The organism is Bacillus sp. LJBV19 (genome assembly GCF_017797845.1).
GTDB lineage: Bacteria > Bacillota > Bacilli > Bacillales > Bacillaceae > Bacillus > Bacillus velezensis.
In genome coordinates, this window is the sequence record NZ_CP072563.1 from 2,803,879 (window position 1) to 2,826,426 (window position 22,548).

Consider the following 22,548-nt stretch of genomic DNA (forward strand, 5'->3'; position numbering starts at 1 on the left):
TCCCCTCTACTTGTGTTCGTTACATATCTCTTCCAGATCAGCAAGAATCTGATCGGTTTCATCCCAGCTGAAGATGGATGCGCCGGCCGCAAGCGGATGTCCGCCGCCATTGTATTTCCGGGCAATTCCGTTGATGACCGGACCTTTTGAACGGAACCGGACTCTGATTTGATCGTCTTCTTCTACGAAAAACACCCAAGCGCGGATACCCGAAATATTTCCGAGTGTTCCGACAAGCTGCGACGCTTCAGAAGCGGTGGTTCCATATGTCTCCAAAATGTCTTTTTTAATGAAAACGGAAGCGACGCCGTTTTCAGACAGTGACACATTTTGATAAATAAAGCCGTTAAGCTTCACCACATTTAATTTTGTTTCATACAATTGATTGAACAGCTCTGACGATGAAAATGGGAACTCAATGAGCTCTCCCGCGTATTTTAATGTCTTTTTTGTGGTGTTCGGGAATAAGAAGCGCCCCGTATCACCGACGATACCCGCGTAGATCAGCTCAGCTGCTTTCGTATTCAGTTTCCAGCCGTGCTGCTTTCCTTCCAGGTACAGCTCATAGATCATTTCGCTTACGGAGCTTGCATTCGTATCGACCCATAACAGATCGCCATACGGATCTTCATTTGGATGGTGGTCTATTTTCATGAGCTTTGCGCCGGAATGGTAGCGCTGATCGTCGACCCTGCCTTGGTTTGCGGTGTCGCACACGATGACAAGAGCATCTTTATAGGTTTCGTCATCCACCTCATCGAGGGAATATAAAAAAGACAAGGACGGCTCAGGCTGTCCGACAGCAAAAATATTTTTTTCGGGATACGTTTCCCGCAGGATTTCCGTAAGGCCGCACTGTGAACCGTAGGCGTCCGGGTCAGGCCTCACATGTCTATGTAAGATAATGGTGTCATATAATGATATGGTTCTGATCAGTTCGGATTTCATCGTTTTCTCCTTTTCGTTTTTATTCATTTAATCATACTCTTTATCCATGGAAAAGGAAAATCTTTCAGTAACGGTATAAACGGTTTTGCAAACTCATATAATGGAGGATTTCATTTATGCTGGTTTTTGTTTTTCTCATCGGGCTTTCTGCCTGCTTTTACGTGTATTACAAAGTAAAAGGAATCCAGACGAAACGGGCGCTGGAGAAGGAATGTTTTTCGGCTAAATCAAGTATGGCATTAGGGGCGCTGGTGCTTTTGTACGGAGTAAACCAAATGATTCTGTTTCACTCCGTCCTGACCCTGGTCATCGGCGGCGTCTTCATTTTAATCGGAGCAGGCAGCGCATGGGCCGGGTATAGAGCCTATAAGCATTATGAGCCCATCCATGCAAAGGAAGCGGAGAGGGACCACGCATAATGAATGCAAAGGGACCCGGGTGCGTCCCTTAACTTCTCTCCATCAGCTGCACCATGAGCATCGCTTTTGAAACGATGCCGCTTTGGCTTGACACTTCCACTTCCATTTTCCCGAATTTCCGGCCCGCCTCTAAAATGCGCGGTTTCACTTCAATGACCGACTCCATCTGTACGGGCTTCAAGAAGAAAATCGTAATGCTTTCAATGACCAGCTCGCCGCGTTTGCGGGAGCGTAAAAATCGGCTGGCGGCCTGGGTTAAAATCGTCGTAAACACCCCGTAAGAAATCGTGCCGAGCTGATTGGTCATTTGCGGCGTGACTTCATATTGATAAACGGCCGGCGTTTTGTCATCTTCCTCTTCTTTAAATCCCCTTGAAACAATATCATCCAGCTTTTCACCGACCTGAGGCTGCTTTTGAACCATTTGAAGCGCTTTTAAGACATCCTGGCGGCTGATCATTCCGATCAGTTTGTGATGCCCGTCTGTCACCGGAAGCACTTCAATTCCTTCCCAAACCATCATTTGAGCCGCTGAGGCGACAGATGTTTTCCCGATCACCGTGACAGGGTTTTTGGTCATTACTTTTTCAATCGGAACTGACCGGTCATGCCCCGCGATATCTTTCGATGTGAGGATTCCGTGGATTTTCATCTGCTGATCGATAACCGGGAAGCGGCCGTGTCCGGTTTCATAGTTCTTTTCGTACCATTTCTCCAGCTTATCCTTAGGGGACAGCGTCACTGTCCGATCTGCGGGCGTCAAAATGTCTTCCACGAGCACAATCTCTTTTTTTATGAGCTGATCATAGATCGCCCGGTTGATCATCGCGGCTACCGTAAAGGTATCGTAGCTCGTGGAGAGAATCGGAAGCTCAAGCATATCGGCCAGCTCGATAATGCTGTCGTCGGTATTAAACCCTCCCGTTACCAAAACAGCCGCGCCCGCTTCAAGCGCCTGGCGGTGGGCGTTGATTCGGTTCCCGACGATTAACAGGTTCCCCGCCGCTGTGTAACGCATCATCGCGTCAAGCTCCATCGCGCCGATCACAAACTTATTCAACGTTTTATGCAGACCGGCTTTTCCGCCGAGCACCTGGCCGTCTATCACATTGACGACCTCGGCGTATGTCAGCTTTTCAATATTTTCTTTTTTCTTCTGTTCAATCCGGATGGTCCCCACACGTTCAATAGTGGAAACGAATCCTTTGTTTTCGGCTTCCTTAATGGCTCTGTAAGCCGTTCCTTCACTGACTTTCATTTCTTTCGCAATTCTTCTGACCGAAATTTTTTCACCGACAGGAAGCGAATCTATGTATGATAGGATTTGTTCATGCTTTGTTGCCAAGCGTTTCACCTCTAAGGACAGTCTTCTGCTTTTATTATAAGGGTACGGGGGATTCATTCGCAATGAGACGCCCGAAAAAAGGCGGCATCACAAAAAGACCTTCTGAATGCTTGATTCAGAAGGTCTTTGACACATATGTCAGGCAAGCTCAATGGTCTCGCCGACCGCCATGACTTTGCCGACGCCTCCGGGCAGACTTTCGGCGAAAGCGTCAGGGTCCTGTTCAATGACAGGAAATGTATTGTAATGGACGGGAACGACCTGTTTCGCTCTCAGCCATTCAGCCGCGAGTTTCGCGTCTTCAGGGCCCATGGTGAAGTTATCACCGATCGGCAGAAACGCCAGGTCAATGTGATTCAGTTCCCCGATCAGTTTCATATCTGAGAACAGCGCCGTGTCTCCGGCGTGGAAAATCGTTTTGCCGTCAATCGTCAATAAAATCCCGGCAGGCATCCCCGTGTACGTAATGGTTTTGTTTTCTTCATCAGTGACCGCCGATCCGTGGAATGCCTGTGTCAGTTTCACTTTGCCGAAATCAAATTGGCGCGCCCCGCCGATATGCATCGGGTGGACGTTTAAACCTTTAAAGCCGAGATAAACGGCCAGCTCGTTCGGCGCAATGACGAGCGCATCGTTTTGTTTAGCGATCTGCTCTGTATCTCCGACATGGTCATTGTGTCCGTGAGTAAGCAGGATGACATCCGCTTTCACTTCTTCCGGTTTCAAATTTGTCAGACTGTTTCCGGTCAGAAACGGATCAAAAATAATGTTATGGGTTCTCGTTTCCACTTGAATGACAGAATGTCCGTGATAAGTCACTTTCATCGTTTTCACCTCATAAAAAATTAATATTTATCAAGTTCCCTTTTTGACAAACGAAAAAACTTACAGGGATTGATGCCTGTTAATCACATTCAGCCCGCCTGTTGCTTCAATGACCGTTCCGGTTACAAGATCGGAATCTTCCTCACATAAAAAGGCGATGATTCTCGCAATGTCCTCTCCGGTTCCGGACCTGCCGATCGGCGTCTTTTCTTTGCCGATTTTCCGTCTTGCTTCCTCTATAGACGCTTCTTTCATATCTCCTACAATATCACCCGGGCAGACCATATTGGCCGTAATGCCTGATTCGGCTTCTTCAATCGCAATGGTTTTCGTTAACGAAGCCAATCCGACTTTAGCCGCTCCGAAAGCGGAACGGTGAAGCCAGCCGGGGGCATGGTCCGCTCCTTGAAAACCGTATGTAATAATCCGGCCGAACCGCTGCTGTCTCATGACCGGGATAACCGCTTTAAACAGATGGAAAACGGCGCTTAAATTCCCTTCAAGCATGTCATACCATTCGTCATCGGAGTAATCGGCTAGCTTTTTGCGCTCAAATATGTACGGCCCGGCATTGTTAATCAGTATGTCAATCCTTCCAAACCGCTGAAGGGCTGCATCGGCGATCCGCATGAGATCTTCTTTCCGGGTTACATCGCCCTTAACGAATTGCAATCTGTCATGGCACCCGGGATAATCCGCCTTCAGACAGGCGACCGCTTCTTCGTCTTGTCTGTAATTCACTGTGACAGAAAAGCCTTTTTCCAGAAGCATTTCAGTCACTTTTCGGCCCAATCCCTTTGTACCGGCAGTGATTAGAGCATGTCGCACATTGAATACCCTCCCCAGGCAACGTTGCCGCTTCAATAAAATCAAGACGTTTCTCCCTCTACTTTACTATAAACAAACGGCAATATCACTTTTTTGCACTTCGTCCGCACGAAAAAAAAGCCGTCTTTACAGACAGCTTAATTTTCTGAAGGAGCAGAGGCTTCCTCCATGCCGACATAACCGCTTTCGTATGCCTCTGAGATGAGTCTGGCCGTTTCTTCACTTTCTTTTTCATCATAGATGTAACGGTCTTGTTCTTTGCGCATTCCTTCTACCTCCCATCTTTATAGATGTAGGGTGTCTGATATGACGGGAAAATATGAAGGAAATTTCAGCAAATTAAATGCCGGCGCAGGCTTTTGCTTTTACGAGCGCTTGTTCTACCTGCTGAAAACCCGTTCCGCCGGCGCTCATTCTTTTTTCAACCGCATGATGCGGATCGAGCACGGTATAGATATCTTCTTCAAAGAGACTGCTGGCTTGAAGGAATTCTTCAAATGCCATATCACTTAAATAGATTCCTTTTTCAATGCAGCTGTACACAAGCTTGCCGACCACTTCATGCGCTTCTCTGAACGGCATGCCTTTTTTAGCTAAATAATCGGCAAGTTCCGTCGCGTTTGAAAAATCTTGTTTTGTCGCTTGTTTCATGATGTCTTTGTTTACTTTCATCGTTTCAATCATGCCCGTGAAAATCTGAAGGCTTCCTTCAACGGTTTTCACCGTGTCAAACATGCCTTCTTTATCTTCCTGCAGGTCTTTGTTGTAAGCGAGCGGGAGCCCTTTCATAATCGTGAAAAGCCCCATCATATCACCGTATACGCGTCCGGTTTTACCGCGGATCAGCTCCGCCATGTCGGGGTTTTTCTTCTGCGGCATCATGCTGCTTCCCGTCGCATACGTATCATCCAGTTCAATGAATCTGAATTCCTGCGAGCACCATAGAATGATTTCTTCTGATAAACGTGAAAGGTGCATCATCAGCATGCTGCTGCCGCTTAAAAACTCGAGAATAAAATCTCTGTCACTGACTCCGTCAAGACTGTTCTCATAAATGGAGTCAAAACCGAGCAGCTCCGCCGAATAGTTACGGTCTATCGGAAACGTAGTTCCGGCAAGCGCCCCGCATCCGAGCGGCGATATGTTAATCCGCTTCATAGCATCGCGAAAACGCTCTTTATCCCGTTCAAGCATCCAAAAATAAGCAAGCAGATGGTGGGCGAAAGAAATCGGCTGAGCCCGCTGTAAATGGGTGTACCCCGGCAGAATGGTCTCGACATTGGCCTCCGCTTTTTCGATCAGCGCTTTTTGGAACTGTTCAATCAGTACGATGATATGTGAGACATGATCTTTCAAATACAAATGCATGTCGGTCGCCACCTGGTCATTCCGGCTTCTGCCGGTATGGAGCTTGCCGCCTAGCGGTCCGATTTCTTCGATCAGCATTTTTTCAATATTCAAATGGATATCTTCATAATCAACAGAGAATTCAAGCGTCCCTTCCTCTGCTTTTTGCAGGAGGATCTGCAGCCCCTGTCGGATGGCGCCTTCTTCTTCTTCCGTCAGAATGCCGCATTTTTTCAGCATTGCCGCATGAGCGAGAGACCCTGTAATATCCTCTTTGACTAAGTTTTGGTCGAATGTGATGGATGCGCCGAACTCATCGACCCACTTTTCCGGTGTTTTTTGAAAACGGCCTCCCCAAAGCTTCTTCATGCTTCAATCTGCTCCTTCTTTTTCACAATGCTGTTTACTTTTGTCGGCAGCCCCCAAAGCTCAATGAAACCGATTGCCGCGTGATGGTCAAACGCATCGTCTTTTGTATATGTCGCAAGTTTTTCATCGTAGAGTGAATATTCCGACTTACGTCCTTCTACAATGGCATGGCCTTTAAACAGCTTGACGCGCACGACGCCGGTGACGTGTTTTTGAGTTTCTTTCAAGAATGCAAGCAGCGCGTCTTTTAACGGCGAGAACCATAAACCGTTATAGATGATTTCAGACAGTTTTTGTTCAATTGCCGGTTTGAAATGGGCCACTTCTTTCACTAAAGTCAGATCCTCAAGCTCTTTGTGAGCCGTAATCAAAGTCATGGCGCCCGGGCACTCATAAACTTCACGGGACTTAATGCCGACCAGGCGGTTTTCCACATGGTCAATCCGGCCGATGCCGTGTTTTCCGGCAGTCTCGTTCAGCTTGAGAATTAAATCAGCGAGCGGGTAGGTTACGCCGTCGATTGAAACCGGAACACCGGCTTCAAATGCGATTTCGATGATTTCCGGAACGTCCGGCGTGTTTTCAAGAGATGCTGTCAGGTCATATGCCCCTTCAGGCGGCGCCGCCCACGGGTCTTCTAATATACCGCATTCATTGGCGCGTCCCCATAGGTTCTGATCGATGGAATAAGGGCTGTCAAGATTGATCGGAATCGGAATGCCCCGGCTTGCGGCATATTCAATTTCTTCTTCACGCGACCATTGCCACTCACGGACCGGAGCAATGACCTCCAGATCAGGATTTAATGATTTGATGGATACTTCGAAACGAACCTGATCGTTGCCTTTTCCCGTGCAGCCGTGCGCTACGGCCACCGCGTTTTCCTTTTCCGCGACTTCAACGAGTTTTTTCGCGATTAACGGACGGGATAATGCAGATACGAGCGGATACTTGCCTTCATACATTGTATGGGCCTGCATAGAAATAAGCGCGTACTCCCTGGCGAATTCTTCTTTCGCATCAATCACATAGGAATTTACGGCGCCTACTTCCAGCGCTTTTTGCTGGACGAATGCCAAATCCTTTCCTTCCCCTACATCTAAGCAGCAGGCAACAACATCGTATCCCTGTTCTTGCAGCCATTTTATCGCTACAGAAGTATCAAGACCTCCTGAGTATGCCAATACAACCTTTTTTTGTTCTGCCATGTTAAAAGCTCCCTTTGTATAAAAATTAGTTTTAATTAATAAAAATGCATTTTGTATGTATACACTGTAACAAGTAAATTCTGTTTTTTCAAGCCTTTTATAAAAAAAACCCCACCCAATTTTTTGAGCGGAGCAGAGCCTTTTTATACATTTATAAATCTTTTCGGATTTCCCGGAGCACATGGGGCAGTTCAGGAATAATCAGTTTACTCATCGCAAGCTTTACGGCGCCTGAGGAGCCGGGCGTGCAGAAGACTGCGGTATTTTGGATCACACCCGCTGCCGCTCTGGACAAAATGGCGGCGGAACCGATGTCCTCCGTATAGCTCAGCATGCGGAACAGCTCGCCGAATCCCGGGAGTTCTTTTGAAAACAGCGGCGTGACCGCTTCAATTGTGACATCCCTTTCGGCAATGCCCGTCCCTCCGTTTAACAGCACCGCATCTGTATATTCATCCATACAGCCGGATAAAACGGCTTTCTGCAATTCATCTTTTTCATCTTTAACAATGTCATAAGCGACCGTTTCAAATCCCGCTTCCCTGAGGAAGTCCATCATGACGCGCCCGCTTTTGTCGGTTTCTTTCGTTCTCGTGTCGCTGACTGTAATCACCTTGCAGCGCACGGCTGACGGGGCTTCTTGTTTATGTTCATGCACACTCATTGCTTCACCTCATCGTTTATGTAATAAACATATCGTAACGTTTGATTCTGGGGCATTCAATAAAAAAGCACACCCTAAAGGATGTGCTTTTTTCGATCATTACTGTGCAAGGCGGACAACGTCGCGTGCGATCATGACCTCTTCGTCAGTCGGAATGATCATGACTTTGACAGGAGAGTGAGGGTAGCTGATAAACGCTTCCTCGCCGCGCACGTTGTTCAGCGCAGGATCCCAATATACACCCATGAATTCTAAGCCGCGAAGCACGCGTTCTCTGACTTCAACGCTGTTTTCACCGATACCCGCAGTGAAAATAATCGCGTCAACGCCGCTCATTCTCGCAGCATAAGAACCGATGTATTTATGGATTCTGCTCGCGAACACTTCAAGAGCCGTTTCCGCTCTTTCGTTTCCTTCTTTTGAAGCTTCCACGATATCGCGGAGGTCGCTGGAGAAACCGGATACGCCAAGCAGTCCGCTCTTTTTATTTAACGTATTTAATACTTCATCTGCCGTCTGATCCGTTTTTTCCATAATGTACGGAATCAATGCAGGGTCGATGTTTCCTGAACGTGTTCCCATCGCGACACCCGCAAGCGGTGTGAAGCCCATTGATGTATCAATGGATTTTCCGCCTTCTACGGCCGCGATACTTGCGCCGTTACCGAGGTGGCAGGAAATCAGACGCAAATCTTCAAGCGGGCGGCCGAGAAGCTCAGCTGCGCGCTGTGTCACGTATTTATGAGAAGTGCCGTGGAAACCGTATTTGCGAATGCCGTATTTCTCGTAGTATTCGTACGGTAGGCTATACAGGTAAGATTGTTCAGGCATCGTTTGGTGGAACGCCGTATCAAACACTGCAACCGCAGGCACATTCGGAAGCACTTCTTTAAAGGCTTTAATGCCGACGATGTTAGCCGGGTTGTGAAGCGGCGCAAGTTCTGAAATCTCTTCAATCTCACGGATTGTTTCATCCGTAAGCAAAACAGAATCGCTGAATTTTTCTCCGCCGTGAACCACACGGTGGCCGATTCCGTCAATTTCATTTAAATCCTTTATAATACCGAATTCAGTCAGCTTGTGAAGCAGCATCTTCACCGCAACCGCATGATCCGGAATATCTGTCACTTCTGTATTTTTTTCGCCGTTAACAGAGATTGTGAAAACGCTGTCGGCGATACCGATCCGTTCTACTAAACCTTTTGTTAGCACCTTTTCTGAAGGCATTTCGAATAACTGAAATTTTAAAGATGAGCTTCCTGCGTTAATTGCAATAATTTTAGACATAAATGACGCTCCTATCAAAATTCTTCTTCGTTTGTTCGTTCTTTTTTCCCAGACCATAATTGCAGTCCAAAAAATATCTGACTTTTCCATTTAAACATTGTCAACTCAGCATTTCAAGTCAACATCCACATTGGTACCGCTTACAATACGAAGTCGATATTTTCTGATAAATTTTATTTGTGACAAATGGACGGCACCGCCTTACGGAATGTTATTTTCTTTCCTTAATTTGTGTTATCGTCCTGATTTCCATTCATTTTAAAAAGCAAAAGCAGCGCGGGATTTTGCATCTCGCACTGCTTTTTCGCCATTATTTTTCTTTTTGAATCCATTGATCCAATTTTGCCATCATCTCCCGCATCGCCTGCTGGTTCGCAAAGGAAGGAAGATTCGCCAAAAGCGCTTGTTTCGGCGGCTTTGCGTCTTCGCCTTTTTTCTGCAAGATTAAAATGCTCTTTGCCTGCGCTTCGTCTTTAAACATAGTAGCCGGCAGCTGAAGAAGGGCGTTGATATACACTTTTTCCGCAAAAAACCGCTTCAGTTTATCGCTTTGCGCGCTGTCAAACAGATGGTTCGGAATCATAAAAAATAAGTATCCGCCCGGTTTTGTATGTTTGACGCTCTGCTCAATAAATAAGTGGTGGGCAAATGAGTGGCCTTCATCCGCTTTCAGCTCAAACGCTTCAGCGCCTTCGTCATTCGGATAGTAGCCGACCGGCAAATCGCAGATGACCGCATCGGCCGGTTCGATAAATAACGGCTGAAGACTGTCCTGGCAGAACAGCTCCATTTCTTTTTCCTGCAGATTCGCCTGCGCATATGCGATCTTCAGAAGGACATCGTCGATTTCAATGCCGAAGCTTTTTCCCGCTTTGTCAGAAAGCTGGTTTGCCGCGGTCAGCAGAAGATTTCCGGTGCCGCAGGCGGGGTCCAGCAATGTCAGGCCTTTTCGGCCGCCCGTAAATTTATTCACGAGGTAACTGATGAAAAGGCCGATCGTATCAGGCGTCATCTGTCTGTTCGGATGGGACTTATCTTTGAGCCCTTTTAAAATGGCGAGCTGGAACGCCTTGCGGATCCATTCATGCTCCCATTTTCGGAAGTCTGCTTTCGCGAGCAGGCTGTTAAGCTCGCCGGTTTGCTTTTCCTGAAGCGGAAGCTGGTCGGCCTTTTCAAGAAAATACATTTCTCCCGCTTCCGCAAGCCCCTCAATATAAGAAATCTGAAGGCCTTCTGCTATCACTTGGGCGGCTTCATCTAAAAGTTCATAAATCTGACCGACATGGTCGTGTTGCATGCTGTTTCCTCCTTGCCATGAAAAGAGCTCCGCGGCAGCACCCGGAGCTCTTTTTCTCTCTTTACTTGATTAACGCTTTTGCAGCTTCGATAGGCTTTTCATAATTCGGGTGGTTTGTCGCTTCGCTTACGTATTCCGCGTAAACGACTTTTCCGTCCTGATCAAGGACGAATACGGAACGCGCCAAAAGACGAAGTTCTTTGATGTGAACACCGAATGCTTCACCAAATGACATCTCTTTATGATCCGATAACGTTTCAACTTTATCAATTCCGTTCGCTCCGCACCAGCGCGCTTGTGCAAACGGAAGGTCGGCGCTGATTGTATAAACGTTCACATCACCGAGTTTTGCGGCTTCTTCGTTGAAGCGGCGTGTCTGTGCGTCACATACGCCTGTGTCAATGGAAGGAATAACGGATATGATCGTTACTTTCCCTTTCATATCTGCTAATGTCTTCTCTTCTAATCCGTTTGTCAAAACCGTGAAGTCAGGAGCTTGGTCACCCGGTTTCACTTCTTGTCCGATCAGCGTCACGGCTCCGCCTTTAAATGTAATTTCAGCCATTCTGATTCCTCCCTTTATCTATGTATAGCTCTATCATAGTCGAGTTTTATGCAAACTGCAAAGGTTATGCCGCATCGTAAAAAAAGCTAACTGCGGGCGGCAGTTAACTTTTCTGTTATAAATCGATATCCGTTCTTTTTTGGTTCCGGCCTTTTTCATTCTTTTTAAACATATGCTGGATGCGTTCAATCGTTTGAGGCGCGGAGTCTAACAGTTTATCAATCAGATGGGTGTTTTCGTCCAAATGAAGCATACGCACGCCGTTTGTTCCGACAATCAGAAACGCAATCGGCGTAATGGATACTCCGCCGCCGCTTCCGCCGCCGAACGGGAGCTTCTGCTCTTTTCTTTCATCATCATCGGTTCTTTTTTCAGCCGGCTTTCCTCCAAACTCGCTTCCGCCCGCCGCAAATCCGAATCCGACCTTTGAAACCGTTAAGATTACGCTGCCGTCAGGCGTTTCAACAGGATCGCCGATGATTGTATTCACGTCAATCATTTCTTTTAAATTTTCCATAGCGGTTTTCATTAAACCTTGAATGGGATGGTCTGCCATATGCGCTCCTCCTTAAACTGATGAATCATTCTTTGAAGCAACCGGAACCGGCTGTTTCTTTCGTATGATAGAAAGTCCGTTCCGCCCGTATTTGAGCAATTTGAAAGCTGCACCTATAAGATGTCCAAAACGAAAAAAGAATATACACTGCAAATGCGTCTTGGATGCAGGCACTTGAAAAGACGGAATGACTTCGCACACCGGTTTATGTATGAAACGCAGATGATCATACAGCATCGCCGTAAGGCCTCCCTTTACGGCCCACAATCCGCCGGCGGCGATTCCCGTAACGGCGGCGTCCTTTATTCCGATAACCGTCACCCATTCGAACTTCGTAACACGGACTCCCGCAAGAAATGAGGCGCCGATTTGGCGCATCTGAAAGACTTGGTGCAGAATCATTTCTATTCTGTGAATGCTCTGTTTGACATCTTCATATGTGATTTTTTTCTTCTCTTTTTTCTGACCTTTCATTTCTGATTTCGTGTCCTGTTTGACATCAATTGACGCGTCTTCGCTGTTTACTTTAATGACGGGCAGCGTTTTTTTAATACGGATCAGCCCGTATAAGGCCGAGATTTTAAACGTCAGTTTGTCGTTATCTTTATCGTGAAGATATTCGAAAGTCAGGTGGATTTTCATCCTCATGAGCAGCCAGGCCAAAATGAGAATGAGAATAACAGCTGCTGCGGCATATCCCATAAGCTTCACTTCCTTAGCAGCATTATCGCCAAAACAAAAAAAAATAAACCCGGACGTTTATTCCGGGTTTACTGCTTTTATTTGCGGTACAGCGCTTCGTGAATCACCGTTGTGTCGGCGATCAGATCATGAATGCCCTGCTTTTTGGGCGTAAACGCAATGACGATATAGAGAATCCAGATTTTATCGATATAACGCCCCACCGCTTCTCTGAAAATGACGGTGCTCCAAGTCAGCGGCTTTCCGGGCGTCAAAGAAGTGACCTTTAACCCGAAGACCATCTTGCCGAGTGTCTGATGAAACCATTTCGTCATGAACACAAAATAGGCGAGGTAGACGATCAGGGTTGTGACGGAATAAGCTGAGATTGTAAACATTCCGCTTGTTGCCGGGAGCTTCATCAGCGTGAAAATCGGTGAAACGATGAGATGGTTAAGTCCCCAGACCACCAGCCAATCGAGAAGAAACGCCCAAAACCTGATCCAAAAGCCCGCATATGCATGCTCGGGCGCCCTCTGTTGTTCAGCTTCCTCTTCTTTGCCGCGAAAGCCTTCGTAAGTCGCGTCCATTCTTTCTTCCCCCCTACTTTGCATAGAGATACATCATCCGCGGCGAACCGGATTGCGAAATGAGTTCTTTCATATTCAGAAAATCAATTTCGCTTTTAAACATTTTCGCTGCGCTCATGGAAAAGAGCGAGCCTAATCCGAATCCTTCCTCGTATGTGATGACTGAAGCGTTTTTCATATTTTTATGGTCTTTTTTCATCGCGCTGATCGTGTCATCGTAAAAACCGAGCTCATCAACGAGGCCGATTTTTTTCGCTTGTCTGCCGTCGTAAACACGGCCGTCGGCAATTTTTTTCACATCCGCTTTTGACATGTGCCGGCCTTTTGAAATGACATTGACAAATCCTTCATAAGAATCGTTGACCATTGTCTGCATGATCTTTCTTTCTTCCTTCGTCATGTCGCGGGTCGGGGACATGATGTCTTTATGCGCGCCGCTTTTAATGGTTTCAAACTTGATGCCGAGTTCATCGGCGAGCTTGGAATAATTGACGCTTTCCATGATGACGCCCAGTGAACCCGTGAGCGTTTCCGGTGAAGCATAGATTTTATCGGCGGCCGTTGAAATATAGTAGCCTCCCGATGCCGCCATGGAGCCCATGGATACATAAATCGGTTTCTTCGTTTCTTTCTTTAGTTCTTCCAGTTTTTTATGTATTTCCGCGCTTTCGTACACGCCTCCGCCAGGGGAATTGATTTTCAGCACAATTCCTTTGACGCTTTTGTCTTCTTTCGCACGCTCAACCTGTTTTAAAAATGATCTGTGATCATACCCGCCTGAGCTGAGCAGGCCAGCGGACCCGCCGTTATCCTCAATCGTGCCGTCCACTTCAAGCACGGCGATTTTACTGCCGGGGCTGCCCTTATCCAGCGTCACTTCCTCTGTGTCATCTGTCAGTGATGCAAAGTCAGACCCTGTATCTCCGATATTCTTCAGCACCCCGACGGTCACACTTGCAATGACTGATACGCCGAAAATGCCGAGCGCGATGACGAGCGCAATCCATCTTTTTGCATTCATTTGTTCTCCTCCTTTTCTGTCAATATTCGTACGTTCCCCCGTAAAAAAAGATTCATTTTTTTCATGAAGCGCTTTCCCTTAACGGATAAACAGGAAACATGTTACACTATTGCCACAGGTATTTTAACACAATACCTGCTGGGAGAAAAACGTAAATATGACAGCAAAGGGGAATGGGGATATGACCGATCTTCGCCGCAATGTTTATTTTTTTCACAAACAAAACAACGAAACAAAAGAACAAGTCAGCTCTTTGAAGCAGCTTGCTGAATCGCACGGTTTTACAGTTGCGGCACAACCGGAGGATGCCGGAATTATCGCCAGCATCGGCAGCGACGGCTCATTTCTGCAAGCCGTCAGAAAAACCGGATTCCGTGATGACTGCCTGTATGTCGGCATTGCTAAAAAAGGGAAAGCCCATTTGTACTGTGATTTTCACAGCGATGAGCCTGAAAAAATGGCGGCCAGCATGACCGCGGAACAGCTTGAGGTCAGAAAATACCCGCTCATTCACGTAACGGTGGACGGCAGCAATCATTTTCACTGTTTAAACGAGGTTTCCATCCGTTCAAGCATTATTAAAACGTTTGTGATGGATGTGTTAATTGATGATCTTCATTTTGAGACGTTCAGAGGAGACGGGATGATCATTTCCACCCCGACGGGCAGCACCGCCTACAATAAATCTGTTTCAGGCGCCGTTGTTGATCCTTTGATTTCCTGCATGCAGGTATCCGAACTGGCGTCGTTGAACAACAACACATACCGTACACTCGGATCTCCGTTTATTTTAAGCTCAGACCGGAAGCTGACACTGCAGGTGGTGCAGGACGGCAATGAGCATCCGATTATCGGGCTTGATAATGAAGCGCTCAGCACTCGGAATGTCAAAAAGGTTGAGATTAGACTATCCGATAAAAAAATCAAAACGGTGAAACTGAAAGACAACTCTTTCTGGGAAAAAGTAAAACGATCATTTTTTCATATACGATACGGCCGCCGACGACGGTTTTGACAGCTTCCAATTCATGAAGCTTTTTCGGGTCCGTCATGAACGGATCACCGCTGAGTACGGTAAAGTCGGCATCATAGCCGGGGGCGATCCGTCCGCGGCTATGTTCTTTATGGATGATGGCCGCGCTTCCCTCCGTGTAAAGCTGAATGGCTTCGTACACGGTCAGGCACTCTTTTTCATAATAGGCCGGACCTTCCGGGTGCTGCTTGCTTGTACGGAGCACAGCCGATTGAATGCCCAGAAGCGGATCGGCCGGCTCAATCGGGGCATCTGAACCTCCGGCGCACAGCAGCCCTTTTGACAGCAGTGTTTTCCAGGCGAAAGCCGTTTTCATCCGCTCTTCTCCGAGCCTGTCAATCACCCACGGAAAATCACTGGCCACAAAATGCGGCTGAAGATCAAGTCCGATCGGCAGCCGGGCGGCTCTTTCAATCAATCCGTCATCTAATACTTGCGCATGAATGAGCCTGTCTAGCTGTCCGGGCTTTGCCGGGTATCTTTCGATAACATCCAGCACCTTTTCAAATGCAAGGTCGCCAATCGCGTGCACGGCGATCTCCATCCCTTTCTCTCTCGCTTTATAAACAAGAGCGGCAAGGGTTTCGTCATTATGCACCTGAACGCCGGAAACTGACGGATCATCGTGATAAGGCTTTTTCAATAGAGCGGTTCTGCCTCCGAGCGCGCCGTCAGCAAAAATTTTCATCGCTCCGTATTCCAGATAAGGTCCGGTCGATTTATCCAGAGCGCTCCAGCTGTCGACGGCTTCGTGATGAACGAGCAGATGGGCGCGAAAAGGATAAAGGCCGCTGCCGGTTAATGACTCGTACGCGGCAACGGGAACGGACGCGTCTCCGTAGTATGCCAGATCTTCTGAATGCCCGCCGGTCAGGCCTTTTGACCAGCAGTCCGTAATCGCCGTTTGAAGCGCGCGTTTGACATAGTGAAGTGAGACGGGCGGCAGGGCCTGTGTCACAAGCTCTTGGGCTTTATCAAGCAGGAGGCCTGTCGGACCGGTGCCGTCCCGGACGATAATCCCGCCGTTTGGATCAGGTGTTTCGTTTGTAATTCCCGCCGCGCGCAATGCGGCCGAATTAACCGCCGCGGCGTGCCGGCATACCCGCTTCAGCAGGACGGGGCGGTCGGGAAAGAGCGGGTCAAGGTCATGCTTCGTGACGTAAACCGGCCGTTCAAACAGATTTTCATCCCAGCCTTCGCCGATCAGCCATTCGCCATCTTCCAATTCACGCTCTGCTTCTTTTGCAGCCCGCAGTATCGCTTCTTTTGACGTCAGCTGCGACAAATCGAGGCGAAGCTGTTTTTCCCCGTGTCCGATTAAATGCATATGACTGTCCGTAAAACCCGGGAACATGACAGCCCCATATAAATCGATTTCCTCCGTATCAGGCGAACCGTATGTTCCTTGGAGCTCCCGGAAGCTGCCCGTCTGCCTGACGACACCTTCTTCGGTATAAACAGCTTCAGTGACATGATTCTTGTCCAGCATTGTATAGATGGTGCCGCCGTGCCAAATCGCTTTCATCCCCGCTCACCCTTTATCCTGTATTATGCTTTTTTATCAGCCTTCAGCCGTTCTTCACGCTGTCTCAGCTCCACACGTCTGATTTTTGCGGACGCCGTTTTCGGCAGGCTTTCGACAAACTCAATTTCTCTCGGATATTTGTAAGGCGCCGTAATCGTTTTTACGTGGTTTTGCAGTTCTTTGACAAGTTCGTCACTGCGCTTTTCATCGTCTTGTAAAACGACATAAGCTTTTACGATTGAACCTCTGATTTCATCCGGGCTCGCCACGACGGCACATTCTTTCACTTCCGGATGCTTCACGAGCGCATCCTCTACTTCAAAAGGCCCGATTGTATATCCGGAGCTGACGATGATGTCATCATTGCGGCTTTCAAACCAAAAGTAGCCGTCCTCGTCTTTTTTCGCGCGATCTCCTGTAAGAAAGTAATCTCCGCGAATCTGCTTTTTCGTTCTTTCAGGATCTTTATAATATTCCTTGAATAAGGCCGGTGTGCTCAAATGCACGGCGATATCGCCCGTTTCGCCAGTTTCGCATATTTCGCCTTTATCGTTTATAATCTCCACTTGATTTCCAGGGGTCGGTTTGCCCATGCTTCCCGGCTTAATATCCATATCCTTCAGGACGCCGACTAACAGGGTGCTCTCCGTTTGGCCGTATCCGTCTCTCACTTTAATGCCGAAATGCTTCCGGAATACGTCAATGACTTCCCGGTTTAATGGCTCACCAGCAGAAACTGCGCTGTGAAGGGCAGAAAGATCATATTTGTCCAACTCCTCCACTTTTGCCATCAGGCGGTATTCCGTCGGGGTACAGCAGAAGACATTTACTTGATGGCGCTCCAGCAGCTCTAAATACGTCTTGGCGTTGAATCTGCCGTGATAAATGACTCCTGTCGCGCCGCTTCCCAGAACGGCGAGCAGCGGGCTCCACACCCATTTCTGCCAGCCGGGCGCCGCGGTGGCCCACACTGTATCGTCTTCAGAAATATCCAGCCATGCACCGGCTGATGTTTTTAAATGGGCAAAGGCCCAGCCGTGTGTATGTACAACGCCTTTAGGCTGGCCGGTCGTGCCTGAAGTATAGGACAAAAACGCCATATCTTCTCTTGTTGTATCAGCTGTTTGAAAACTGTCTCCGTCCGCTTCAATCGTTAGGAGGTTTTTCCAGCCGGCATCATTTTCACCGATTGACAATGTCACCAGCTGCCCGGTATTCACCTCGTCAAACGCGTTTATAAATGAAGGATACACGATAGCGCCTTTCACTTCGGCGTGTTTGATCCGATATTCAAGGTCTTTGGCGCGCAGCATTTCCGAGCAAGGAATGACGACCATCCCCGCTTTTAAGATCGCTAAATAAACGGCATACGCTTCAAGCACTCTCGGAACCATGACAATCAGCTTATCGCCTTTTTCAAATCCGAGACCTTTCAGGCGGGCTCCGATTTTATTCGTTTCTTCCATCAATTTTTCATACGTCCAGACTTTCTTGCCGCCTGTTTGATCTTCCCAAATAAGCGCGTTCTTCTCTTTGGAACGGCTGAACTTTTCGATTTCATTTACAAGGTTATAGTTCTTTGGGGCGATTAAATCTTCTCGTTTTAACACGAACAACTCCTCACTTTCTTTCCCCATTATACATAAACATAGGCCATTACAATAAAAATATGCATAAATTGCTTCCCGCCTTCTATCTATACTCATGAAAAAAGAGCGGGGAATTCCCCGCTCTCTTAGCCATTATGTGAAGTTGTGATTAAAACTGCTGCTGGCTGCTTCCGCCCATGCTTTGCTGAGCAAAAGAGACAAGACGTTTTGTGATTTCTCCACCGACAGAACCGTTGGCGCGAGAAGTTGTTTCCGGTCCAAGGTTTACACCGAATTCAGAAGCGATTTCATACTTCATTTGGTCGATAGCTTGAGCAGCGCCTGGCACTAAAAGCTGGTTGCTGTTTCCGCTGTTTGATTGTTGTGACATGTGTATCACCTCCTTGTGAGTATAGAATGTGATAAAACACATGTCTTCATTCAAAAAAACTTTGGTAATTGTATACAGTTTTAAAACAGGCCGGCAAACTTATCGTGAGCTTCCTGCTCTGAGTAAACAGTGATGGTTTCGATGCCGGCAGCGGCCTCTGCAATCAGCGGTTCAAAATCAACGAAGCTTTCGAAGTGCTCGATTTTTTCTTTTTTCGGGCGTGTTTTCGGACTTGGCGGCGTAAAGATGGTGCAGCAGTCCTCAAACGGCTGAATGCTTGTTTCATAAGTGCCGATTTCTTTTGATTTCTCGATGATTTCTGTTTTGTCCATTCCGATTAAAGGGCGTAAAATCGGCGTTGCCGTCACGGCATTGATCGCATACATGCTTTCAAGCGTCTGGCTCGCTACCTGCCCGAGGCTTTCTCCCGTAATGATCGCGAGCGCTTTCCGTTCTTCTCTGATTCTGTCCGCGATTTGCAGCATAAGACGCCGCGTCGCCGTCATCGTATAGTTTTCCGGGATTTGTTTTTGGATGAGTTCCTGCGTCTTTGTAAACGGCACGATATGAAGCGTCATACTGCCGCCGAACTTCGCGAGGCATCCCGCGAGATCCATGACTTTCTGCTTTGCCCGTTCACTCGTATACGGCGGACTGAAGAAATGTACGGCTTCAACTGATAATCCCCGTTTCATCGCGTAAAAACCGGCGACCGGACTGTCAAAGCCGCCGGAAAGCATCAGCATCGCTTTACCCGCGGAACCGACAGGAAGGCCTCCGGCGCCTTTTTCGTTACGAATGGTCAGGAATGTCGCTTCCTCCCTGATTTCAATCCGAAGCGGAATATCGGGATGTTTCACATCGACGGTTAATCCATCCGTGTTTTTCAAAATATGGCCGCCGATTTCAGCGTTCATCGCATTCGTATCTAATTCAAACTGTTTGTAAGCCCGTTTGGTCTCGACCTTAAACGTATTCCCCGGTTTATATTCGCCTTCTATCGCGGCTAAAGCCGTTTTTTTAATGTCTTCCAGCTTGCTTTCGCATTTAATTGCGAGACTAAAGCTTTGAATGCCGAATATATTCTTTAATAAGGAACAAATTTCCTCCGGGTTTTCTCCATTAAGTGTAATTGACATCCGGTCCCGGTTTGAAAAGTATTTTACTTTTTTATAATCCTTTAATACCAGGCGGATATTCTGTTTTAATCTTTCAATAAAACTGCGTCTGTTTTTTCCTTTTGTGGATATTTCACCAAAACGGATTAAAATATGATCGTAATTCATATGCTACCTCATCATTTTTTTTAGTTTTTGAACAGCCGGCACCAGCGCGGCCATAAACGGCTCCGTGATGTCAGCCGTATGGCTGAAGTTCAGGCTGACTCTGATGCTGCTTGATGCAATCTGTTCGCCTTTATTCATTTGCAGAAGAACACGGCTCGGTTTGTGCTCTCTTGCCGAACATGCCGCGGTTGTGGAGACATATATTCCTTTTTCCTCAAGCATGTGCAGCAGCACTTCCGCCTTCACGCCCGGAACGGAAAAATTAATGATATGCGGCGCGCTGTTTTCGGCGGGGGTGTTGATGACGACCCCGTCCGTCCCGCTCAGCCTTTCCATGAGCGCATTCTTGGCAGCCTCCACGGAAGAAAGCCGCTCGTTCATGTCACGCGCGGAAAGATTGATCGCTTTCGCAAGGGAAACGGCGCCTGCCGTGTGTTCTGTTCCGGCGCGGACGCCTTTTTGCTGCGAGCCGCCCGTTATAAGCGGAATGAGCCGCGTTCCTTTTTTGACGATAAGCGCTCCGGTCCCTTTTAAGCCGTGAAACTTATGCCCTGAAACGGTGCAAAGGTCAATGCCCGCTTCTTCTATAGACAGAGGAACTTTATGAATGCCCTGCACATGATCAACATGAAACAGAATATTCCGGTGCTGCTTCAAAAACCCGCCGATTTCCTTTACGGGCTGAATGGAGCCGACTTCGTTATTGACATGCATGACGCTGACGATTATCGTATCCGGCCTGATAGCCGATTTGACGTCTTTCAAAGAAACGAAGCCGTTTTGATCGGCCGGAAGATATGTGACTTCAAAGCCGAACAGCTCTGTCAGCTGATCAAGCGTCTCCGTCACAGAAGGATGCTCAATCGCCGAAGCAATGATATGTCTTCCTTTACTCATGTTTGCCCAGGCTGCTCCCTTTAACGCAGCGTTATTCGCTTCAGTCGCGCCTGATGTAAATACAATATCATAATTTTTTAAACGCAAGGTTTTTTTTATTTGCTGAGCGGCCGCTTCAAGGAGCTGTTCCGTCTCAGTTCCTAACTGGTGCAGAGACGAAGGATTGCCGAAATACCGGCTGCTCGTCTGTTTGTACACATCCAATACCTCTTCATACGGCTCGGTCGTTGAGCTGTTGTCTAAATATATCATTTTTTTTACTCCTTTAATGAAAACGGTACATCGTATGATATTTATGCTACCATAACAAAAGTAAATATAAATTCGCAATAAATCGAGTATTGACTTATCTGTACATTGCCATATAATAAGTAATGTTCGTTTTGTTATATTATCTGACAATTAATTGACAGAATATTTCAACATAGTATTTAGGAGGATTTTTATGAAACACTCACTACCTGTCAAAGATACCGTTATTATCGGTTTCATGCTTTTCGCACTTTTTTTCGGGGCAGGAAATATGATATATCCGCCGGAGCTCGGGCAAGCGGCGGGGCATAATGTCTGGAAAGCGATGGGCGGTTTCTTACTGACCGGCGTAGGTCTGCCGCTTTTGGGTATTATCGCCATCGCATTAACGGGCAAAGACGCGAAAGGGCTTGCCGATAAAGCTCATCCGGTATTCGGGACTATTTTCACCGTTGTTCTTTATTTATCAATCGGGCCGCTTTTCGCGATTCCGAGAACCGGAACCGTTTCATATGAAATCGGTGCAGTTCCGTTTTTAAGCGGCATTCCGGAAAGATTATCTTTATTTGTTTTCACGTTGATCTTTTTTTCTATTACGTATTATTTAGCTCTTAATCCTTCCAAAATCGTTGACAGAGTCGGAAAGATTTTGACTCCTATTAAATTCGGTATTATTTTAATCATCGTCGTAAAAGCCATTGTCACTCCGATGGGCGGGCTGGGCGCCGTACATCAGGCATATTCCGGAACGCCGGTGTTCAAAGGATTTTTGGAAGGCTATAAAACAATGGACGCGCTCGCCTCAATCGTCTTCGGCGTCGTTGTCGTCAACGCTGTTAAAAGCAGGGGCGTCACCCAGCGTAAAGCGCTCGCCGCCGCTTGTATTAAAGCGGGTCTGATTGCAGCGGCAGGTTTGACATTCATTTATTTATCTTTGGCCTATTTGGGAGCGACAAGCACGGACGCTGTGGGGCCGCTCGGCGAAGGCGCAAAGATTTTATCAGCTTCATCTGATTACCTGTTCGGTTCACTGGGAAACATCGTTCTCGGCGCCGCCATCACCGTTGCGTGTTTAACGACAAGCATCGGGCTTGTCACATCTTGCGGCGAATATTTTTCAAAATTGATTCCCGCTTTATCATACAAAATGGTGGTTACGATTGTCACGCTGTTCAGTCTGGCGATTTCAAATTTCGGACTTGCTGAAATTATTGCATTTTCAGTTCCTATTTTATCAGCCATTTACCCGCTGGCGATTGTCATTATCGTCCTTTCCTTTATTGATAAAATCTTTAAGGAAAGACGGGAAGTCTATATCGCCTGCCTGATCGGAACGGGGCTGTTCAGTATCCTGGACGGCTTGAAGGCAGCCGGCATTCCGCTCGGATCATTAGATTCATTCTTAAACGCAAATCTTCCGCTTTACAGCATGGGAATCGGCTGGGTGCTTCCGGGCATTGCCGGAGCGATCATCGGCTGCATTATCACGTTTTTTACCAGCCCGCCCATCGAATTAAATAAAGCAAAATCGTAACATTCAGCGCTTGCGGCTTGACGTATATCAGCCGCAGGCGCTTTTTATATTCCGTGAGAAACTAAAAAACTGCACCTCTGATTTCCATCAG

Annotated in this window: 23 protein-coding genes; 3 read left to right on the forward strand and 20 right to left on the reverse strand. The window is 47.3% G+C overall.

What is annotated here, in order from left to right:
* Window positions 1-6 precede the first annotated feature (6 nt).
* Window positions 7-948, reverse strand: a complete 942-nt coding sequence (locus tag J6600_RS13500; protein ID WP_014418624.1) for a DHH family phosphoesterase — start codon at window positions 946-948, stop codon at window positions 7-9.
* Between the two features lie 116 nt (window positions 949-1,064).
* On the opposite strand from J6600_RS13500, the gene J6600_RS13505 reads away from it, so the two are divergent.
* Complete coding sequence (locus tag J6600_RS13505; protein ID WP_014418625.1) at window positions 1,065-1,367, forward strand: YtpI family protein; 303 nt, start codon at window positions 1,065-1,067, stop codon at window positions 1,365-1,367.
* 28 nt (window positions 1,368-1,395) lie between these two features.
* Here J6600_RS13505 and J6600_RS13510 read toward each other — a convergent pair whose 3' ends face one another.
* The 14 genes from J6600_RS13510 to sppA form a co-directional block, all read right to left on the reverse strand.
* A complete protein-coding gene (locus J6600_RS13510; RefSeq protein WP_007408058.1) occupies window positions 1,396-2,712 on the reverse strand; it encodes a CBS domain-containing protein in 1,317 nt (438 codons plus the stop codon).
* Window positions 2,713-2,850: 138 nt separating this feature from the next.
* Window positions 2,851-3,537, reverse strand: coding sequence for a metal-dependent hydrolase (locus J6600_RS13515; protein ID WP_053284944.1), 687 nt, complete (start codon window positions 3,535-3,537; stop codon window positions 2,851-2,853).
* A 60-nt stretch (window positions 3,538-3,597) separates the two neighbouring features.
* Window positions 3,598-4,365, reverse strand: coding sequence for an SDR family oxidoreductase (locus J6600_RS13520; protein ID WP_017418355.1), 768 nt, complete (start codon window positions 4,363-4,365; stop codon window positions 3,598-3,600).
* A gap of 137 nt (window positions 4,366-4,502) precedes the next feature.
* Window positions 4,503-4,631, reverse strand: a complete 129-nt coding sequence (locus tag J6600_RS19705) for a hypothetical protein (protein WP_007408056.1) — start codon at window positions 4,629-4,631, stop codon at window positions 4,503-4,505.
* A 73-nt stretch (window positions 4,632-4,704) separates the two neighbouring features.
* Entirely contained in the window at window positions 4,705-6,081 is a 1,377-nt protein-coding gene (gene argH, locus J6600_RS13525) for an argininosuccinate lyase (protein WP_007613085.1), read from the reverse strand.
* Window positions 6,078-7,289, reverse strand: a complete 1,212-nt coding sequence (locus J6600_RS13530) for an argininosuccinate synthase (RefSeq protein ID WP_003152428.1) — start codon at window positions 7,287-7,289, stop codon at window positions 6,078-6,080. Before J6600_RS13530 ends, argH begins: the two co-directional genes overlap by 4 nt.
* Window positions 7,290-7,440: 151 nt before the next feature.
* The gene (locus J6600_RS13535; RefSeq protein WP_007408054.1) at window positions 7,441-7,953 is read right to left on the reverse strand and encodes a MogA/MoaB family molybdenum cofactor biosynthesis protein; all 513 of its coding nucleotides are present in this window, start codon (window positions 7,951-7,953) and stop codon (window positions 7,441-7,443) included.
* A 99-nt stretch (window positions 7,954-8,052) separates the two neighbouring features.
* The gene (locus tag J6600_RS13540) at window positions 8,053-9,240 is read right to left on the reverse strand and encodes an acetate kinase (RefSeq protein WP_007408053.1); all 1,188 of its coding nucleotides are present in this window, start codon (window positions 9,238-9,240) and stop codon (window positions 8,053-8,055) included.
* A gap of 310 nt (window positions 9,241-9,550) precedes the next feature.
* On the reverse strand, window positions 9,551-10,537 hold the full coding sequence (locus J6600_RS13545; protein WP_025649720.1) for a class I SAM-dependent methyltransferase: 987 nt from the start codon (window positions 10,535-10,537) through the stop codon (window positions 9,551-9,553).
* Window positions 10,538-10,598: 61 nt separating this feature from the next.
* Entirely contained in the window at window positions 10,599-11,102 is a 504-nt protein-coding gene (tpx, locus tag J6600_RS13550) for a thiol peroxidase (protein WP_007613091.1), read from the reverse strand.
* A gap of 115 nt (window positions 11,103-11,217) precedes the next feature.
* Window positions 11,218-11,658, reverse strand: coding sequence for a GerW family sporulation protein (ytfJ, locus tag J6600_RS13555; RefSeq protein ID WP_003152423.1), 441 nt, complete (start codon window positions 11,656-11,658; stop codon window positions 11,218-11,220).
* A gap of 12 nt (window positions 11,659-11,670) precedes the next feature.
* The gene (locus tag J6600_RS13560; protein WP_022552834.1) at window positions 11,671-12,360 is read right to left on the reverse strand and encodes a DUF2953 domain-containing protein; all 690 of its coding nucleotides are present in this window, start codon (window positions 12,358-12,360) and stop codon (window positions 11,671-11,673) included.
* 77 nt (window positions 12,361-12,437) lie between these two features.
* Window positions 12,438-12,929, reverse strand: coding sequence for an RDD family protein (locus J6600_RS13565; RefSeq protein ID WP_022552833.1), 492 nt, complete (start codon window positions 12,927-12,929; stop codon window positions 12,438-12,440).
* Between the two features lie 13 nt (window positions 12,930-12,942).
* On the reverse strand, window positions 12,943-13,950 hold the full coding sequence (gene sppA, locus J6600_RS13570; protein ID WP_003152419.1) for a signal peptide peptidase SppA: 1,008 nt from the start codon (window positions 13,948-13,950) through the stop codon (window positions 12,943-12,945).
* A gap of 181 nt (window positions 13,951-14,131) precedes the next feature.
* On the opposite strand from sppA, the gene J6600_RS13575 reads away from it, so the two are divergent.
* Window positions 14,132-14,965 (forward strand): NAD kinase, encoded by an 834-nt coding sequence (locus tag J6600_RS13575; RefSeq protein ID WP_209387499.1) that lies wholly within the window; start codon window positions 14,132-14,134, stop codon window positions 14,963-14,965.
* Here J6600_RS13575 and J6600_RS13580 read toward each other — a convergent pair.
* From J6600_RS13580 to J6600_RS13600, 5 genes are all read right to left on the reverse strand, one after another.
* Entirely contained in the window at window positions 14,874-16,508 is a 1,635-nt protein-coding gene (locus J6600_RS13580) for an amidohydrolase (protein WP_209387500.1), read from the reverse strand. The genes J6600_RS13575 and J6600_RS13580 overlap by 92 nt on opposite strands.
* 23 nt (window positions 16,509-16,531) lie before the next feature.
* Window positions 16,532-18,118 (reverse strand): acyl-CoA synthetase MbcS, encoded by a 1,587-nt coding sequence (gene mbcS / locus J6600_RS13585; protein ID WP_209387501.1) that lies wholly within the window; start codon window positions 18,116-18,118, stop codon window positions 16,532-16,534.
* Between the two features lie 148 nt (window positions 18,119-18,266).
* Window positions 18,267-18,488 carry an alpha/beta-type small acid-soluble spore protein gene (locus tag J6600_RS13590; protein WP_007408043.1) on the reverse strand — a complete coding sequence of 74 codons (222 nt, stop codon included), beginning with the start codon at window positions 18,486-18,488 and terminating at the stop codon, window positions 18,267-18,269.
* Between the two features lie 80 nt (window positions 18,489-18,568).
* Window positions 18,569-19,774: a tRNA uracil 4-sulfurtransferase ThiI gene (thiI, locus tag J6600_RS13595; protein WP_007408042.1), complete on the reverse strand. Its 1,206-nt coding sequence runs from the start codon at window positions 19,772-19,774 to the stop codon at window positions 18,569-18,571.
* Window positions 19,775-19,777: 3 nt separating this feature from the next.
* Complete coding sequence (locus tag J6600_RS13600; RefSeq protein WP_022552830.1) at window positions 19,778-20,923, reverse strand: cysteine desulfurase family protein; 1,146 nt, start codon at window positions 20,921-20,923, stop codon at window positions 19,778-19,780.
* Window positions 20,924-21,116: 193 nt separating this feature from the next.
* Between J6600_RS13600 and brnQ the strand changes: the two genes are divergently transcribed.
* On the forward strand, window positions 21,117-22,457 hold the full coding sequence (gene brnQ, locus J6600_RS13605; protein ID WP_015240382.1) for a branched-chain amino acid transport system II carrier protein: 1,341 nt from the start codon (window positions 21,117-21,119) through the stop codon (window positions 22,455-22,457).
* Window positions 22,458-22,548: the final 91 nt, after the last annotated feature.

Coding starts and splice junctions, on each gene's coding strand:
- J6600_RS13500 (WP_014418624.1), bottom strand. CDS start 948: ATGAAATCCGAACTGATCAGAACCATATCATTATATGACACCATTATC.
- J6600_RS13505 (WP_014418625.1), top strand. CDS start 1,065: ATGCTGGTTTTTGTTTTTCTCATCGGGCTTTCTGCCTGCTTTTACGTG.
- J6600_RS13515 (WP_053284944.1), bottom strand. CDS start 3,537: ATGAAAGTGACTTATCACGGACATTCTGTCATTCAAGTGGAAACGAGA.
- J6600_RS19705 (WP_007408056.1), bottom strand. CDS start 4,631: ATGCGCAAAGAACAAGACCGTTACATCTATGATGAAAAAGAAAGTGAA.
- argH (WP_007613085.1), bottom strand. CDS start 6,081: ATGAAGAAGCTTTGGGGAGGCCGTTTTCAAAAAACACCGGAAAAGTGG.
- J6600_RS13530 (WP_003152428.1), bottom strand. CDS start 7,289: ATGGCAGAACAAAAAAAGGTTGTATTGGCATACTCAGGAGGTCTTGAT.
- J6600_RS13535 (WP_007408054.1), bottom strand. CDS start 7,953: ATGAGTGTGCATGAACATAAACAAGAAGCCCCGTCAGCCGTGCGCTGC.
- J6600_RS13540 (WP_007408053.1), bottom strand. CDS start 9,240: ATGTCTAAAATTATTGCAATTAACGCAGGAAGCTCATCTTTAAAATTT.
- J6600_RS13545 (WP_025649720.1), bottom strand. CDS start 10,537: ATGCAACACGACCATGTCGGTCAGATTTATGAACTTTTAGATGAAGCC.
- tpx (WP_007613091.1), bottom strand. CDS start 11,102: ATGGCTGAAATTACATTTAAAGGCGGAGCCGTGACGCTGATCGGACAA.
- ytfJ (WP_003152423.1), bottom strand. CDS start 11,658: ATGGCAGACCATCCCATTCAAGGTTTAATGAAAACCGCTATGGAAAAT.
- J6600_RS13560 (WP_022552834.1), bottom strand. CDS start 12,360: ATGGGATATGCCGCAGCAGCTGTTATTCTCATTCTCATTTTGGCCTGG.
- J6600_RS13565 (WP_022552833.1), bottom strand. CDS start 12,929: ATGGACGCGACTTACGAAGGCTTTCGCGGCAAAGAAGAGGAAGCTGAA.
- sppA (WP_003152419.1), bottom strand. CDS start 13,950: ATGAATGCAAAAAGATGGATTGCGCTCGTCATCGCGCTCGGCATTTTC.
- J6600_RS13575 (WP_209387499.1), top strand. CDS start 14,132: ATGACCGATCTTCGCCGCAATGTTTATTTTTTTCACAAACAAAACAAC.
- J6600_RS13580 (WP_209387500.1), bottom strand. CDS start 16,508: ATGAAAGCGATTTGGCACGGCGGCACCATCTATACAATGCTGGACAAG.
- J6600_RS13590 (WP_007408043.1), bottom strand. CDS start 18,488: ATGTCACAACAATCAAACAGCGGAAACAGCAACCAGCTTTTAGTGCCA.
- thiI (WP_007408042.1), bottom strand. CDS start 19,774: ATGAATTACGATCATATTTTAATCCGTTTTGGTGAAATATCCACAAAA.
- J6600_RS13600 (WP_022552830.1), bottom strand. CDS start 20,923: ATGATATATTTAGACAACAGCTCAACGACCGAGCCGTATGAAGAGGTA.
- brnQ (WP_015240382.1), top strand. CDS start 21,117: ATGAAACACTCACTACCTGTCAAAGATACCGTTATTATCGGTTTCATG.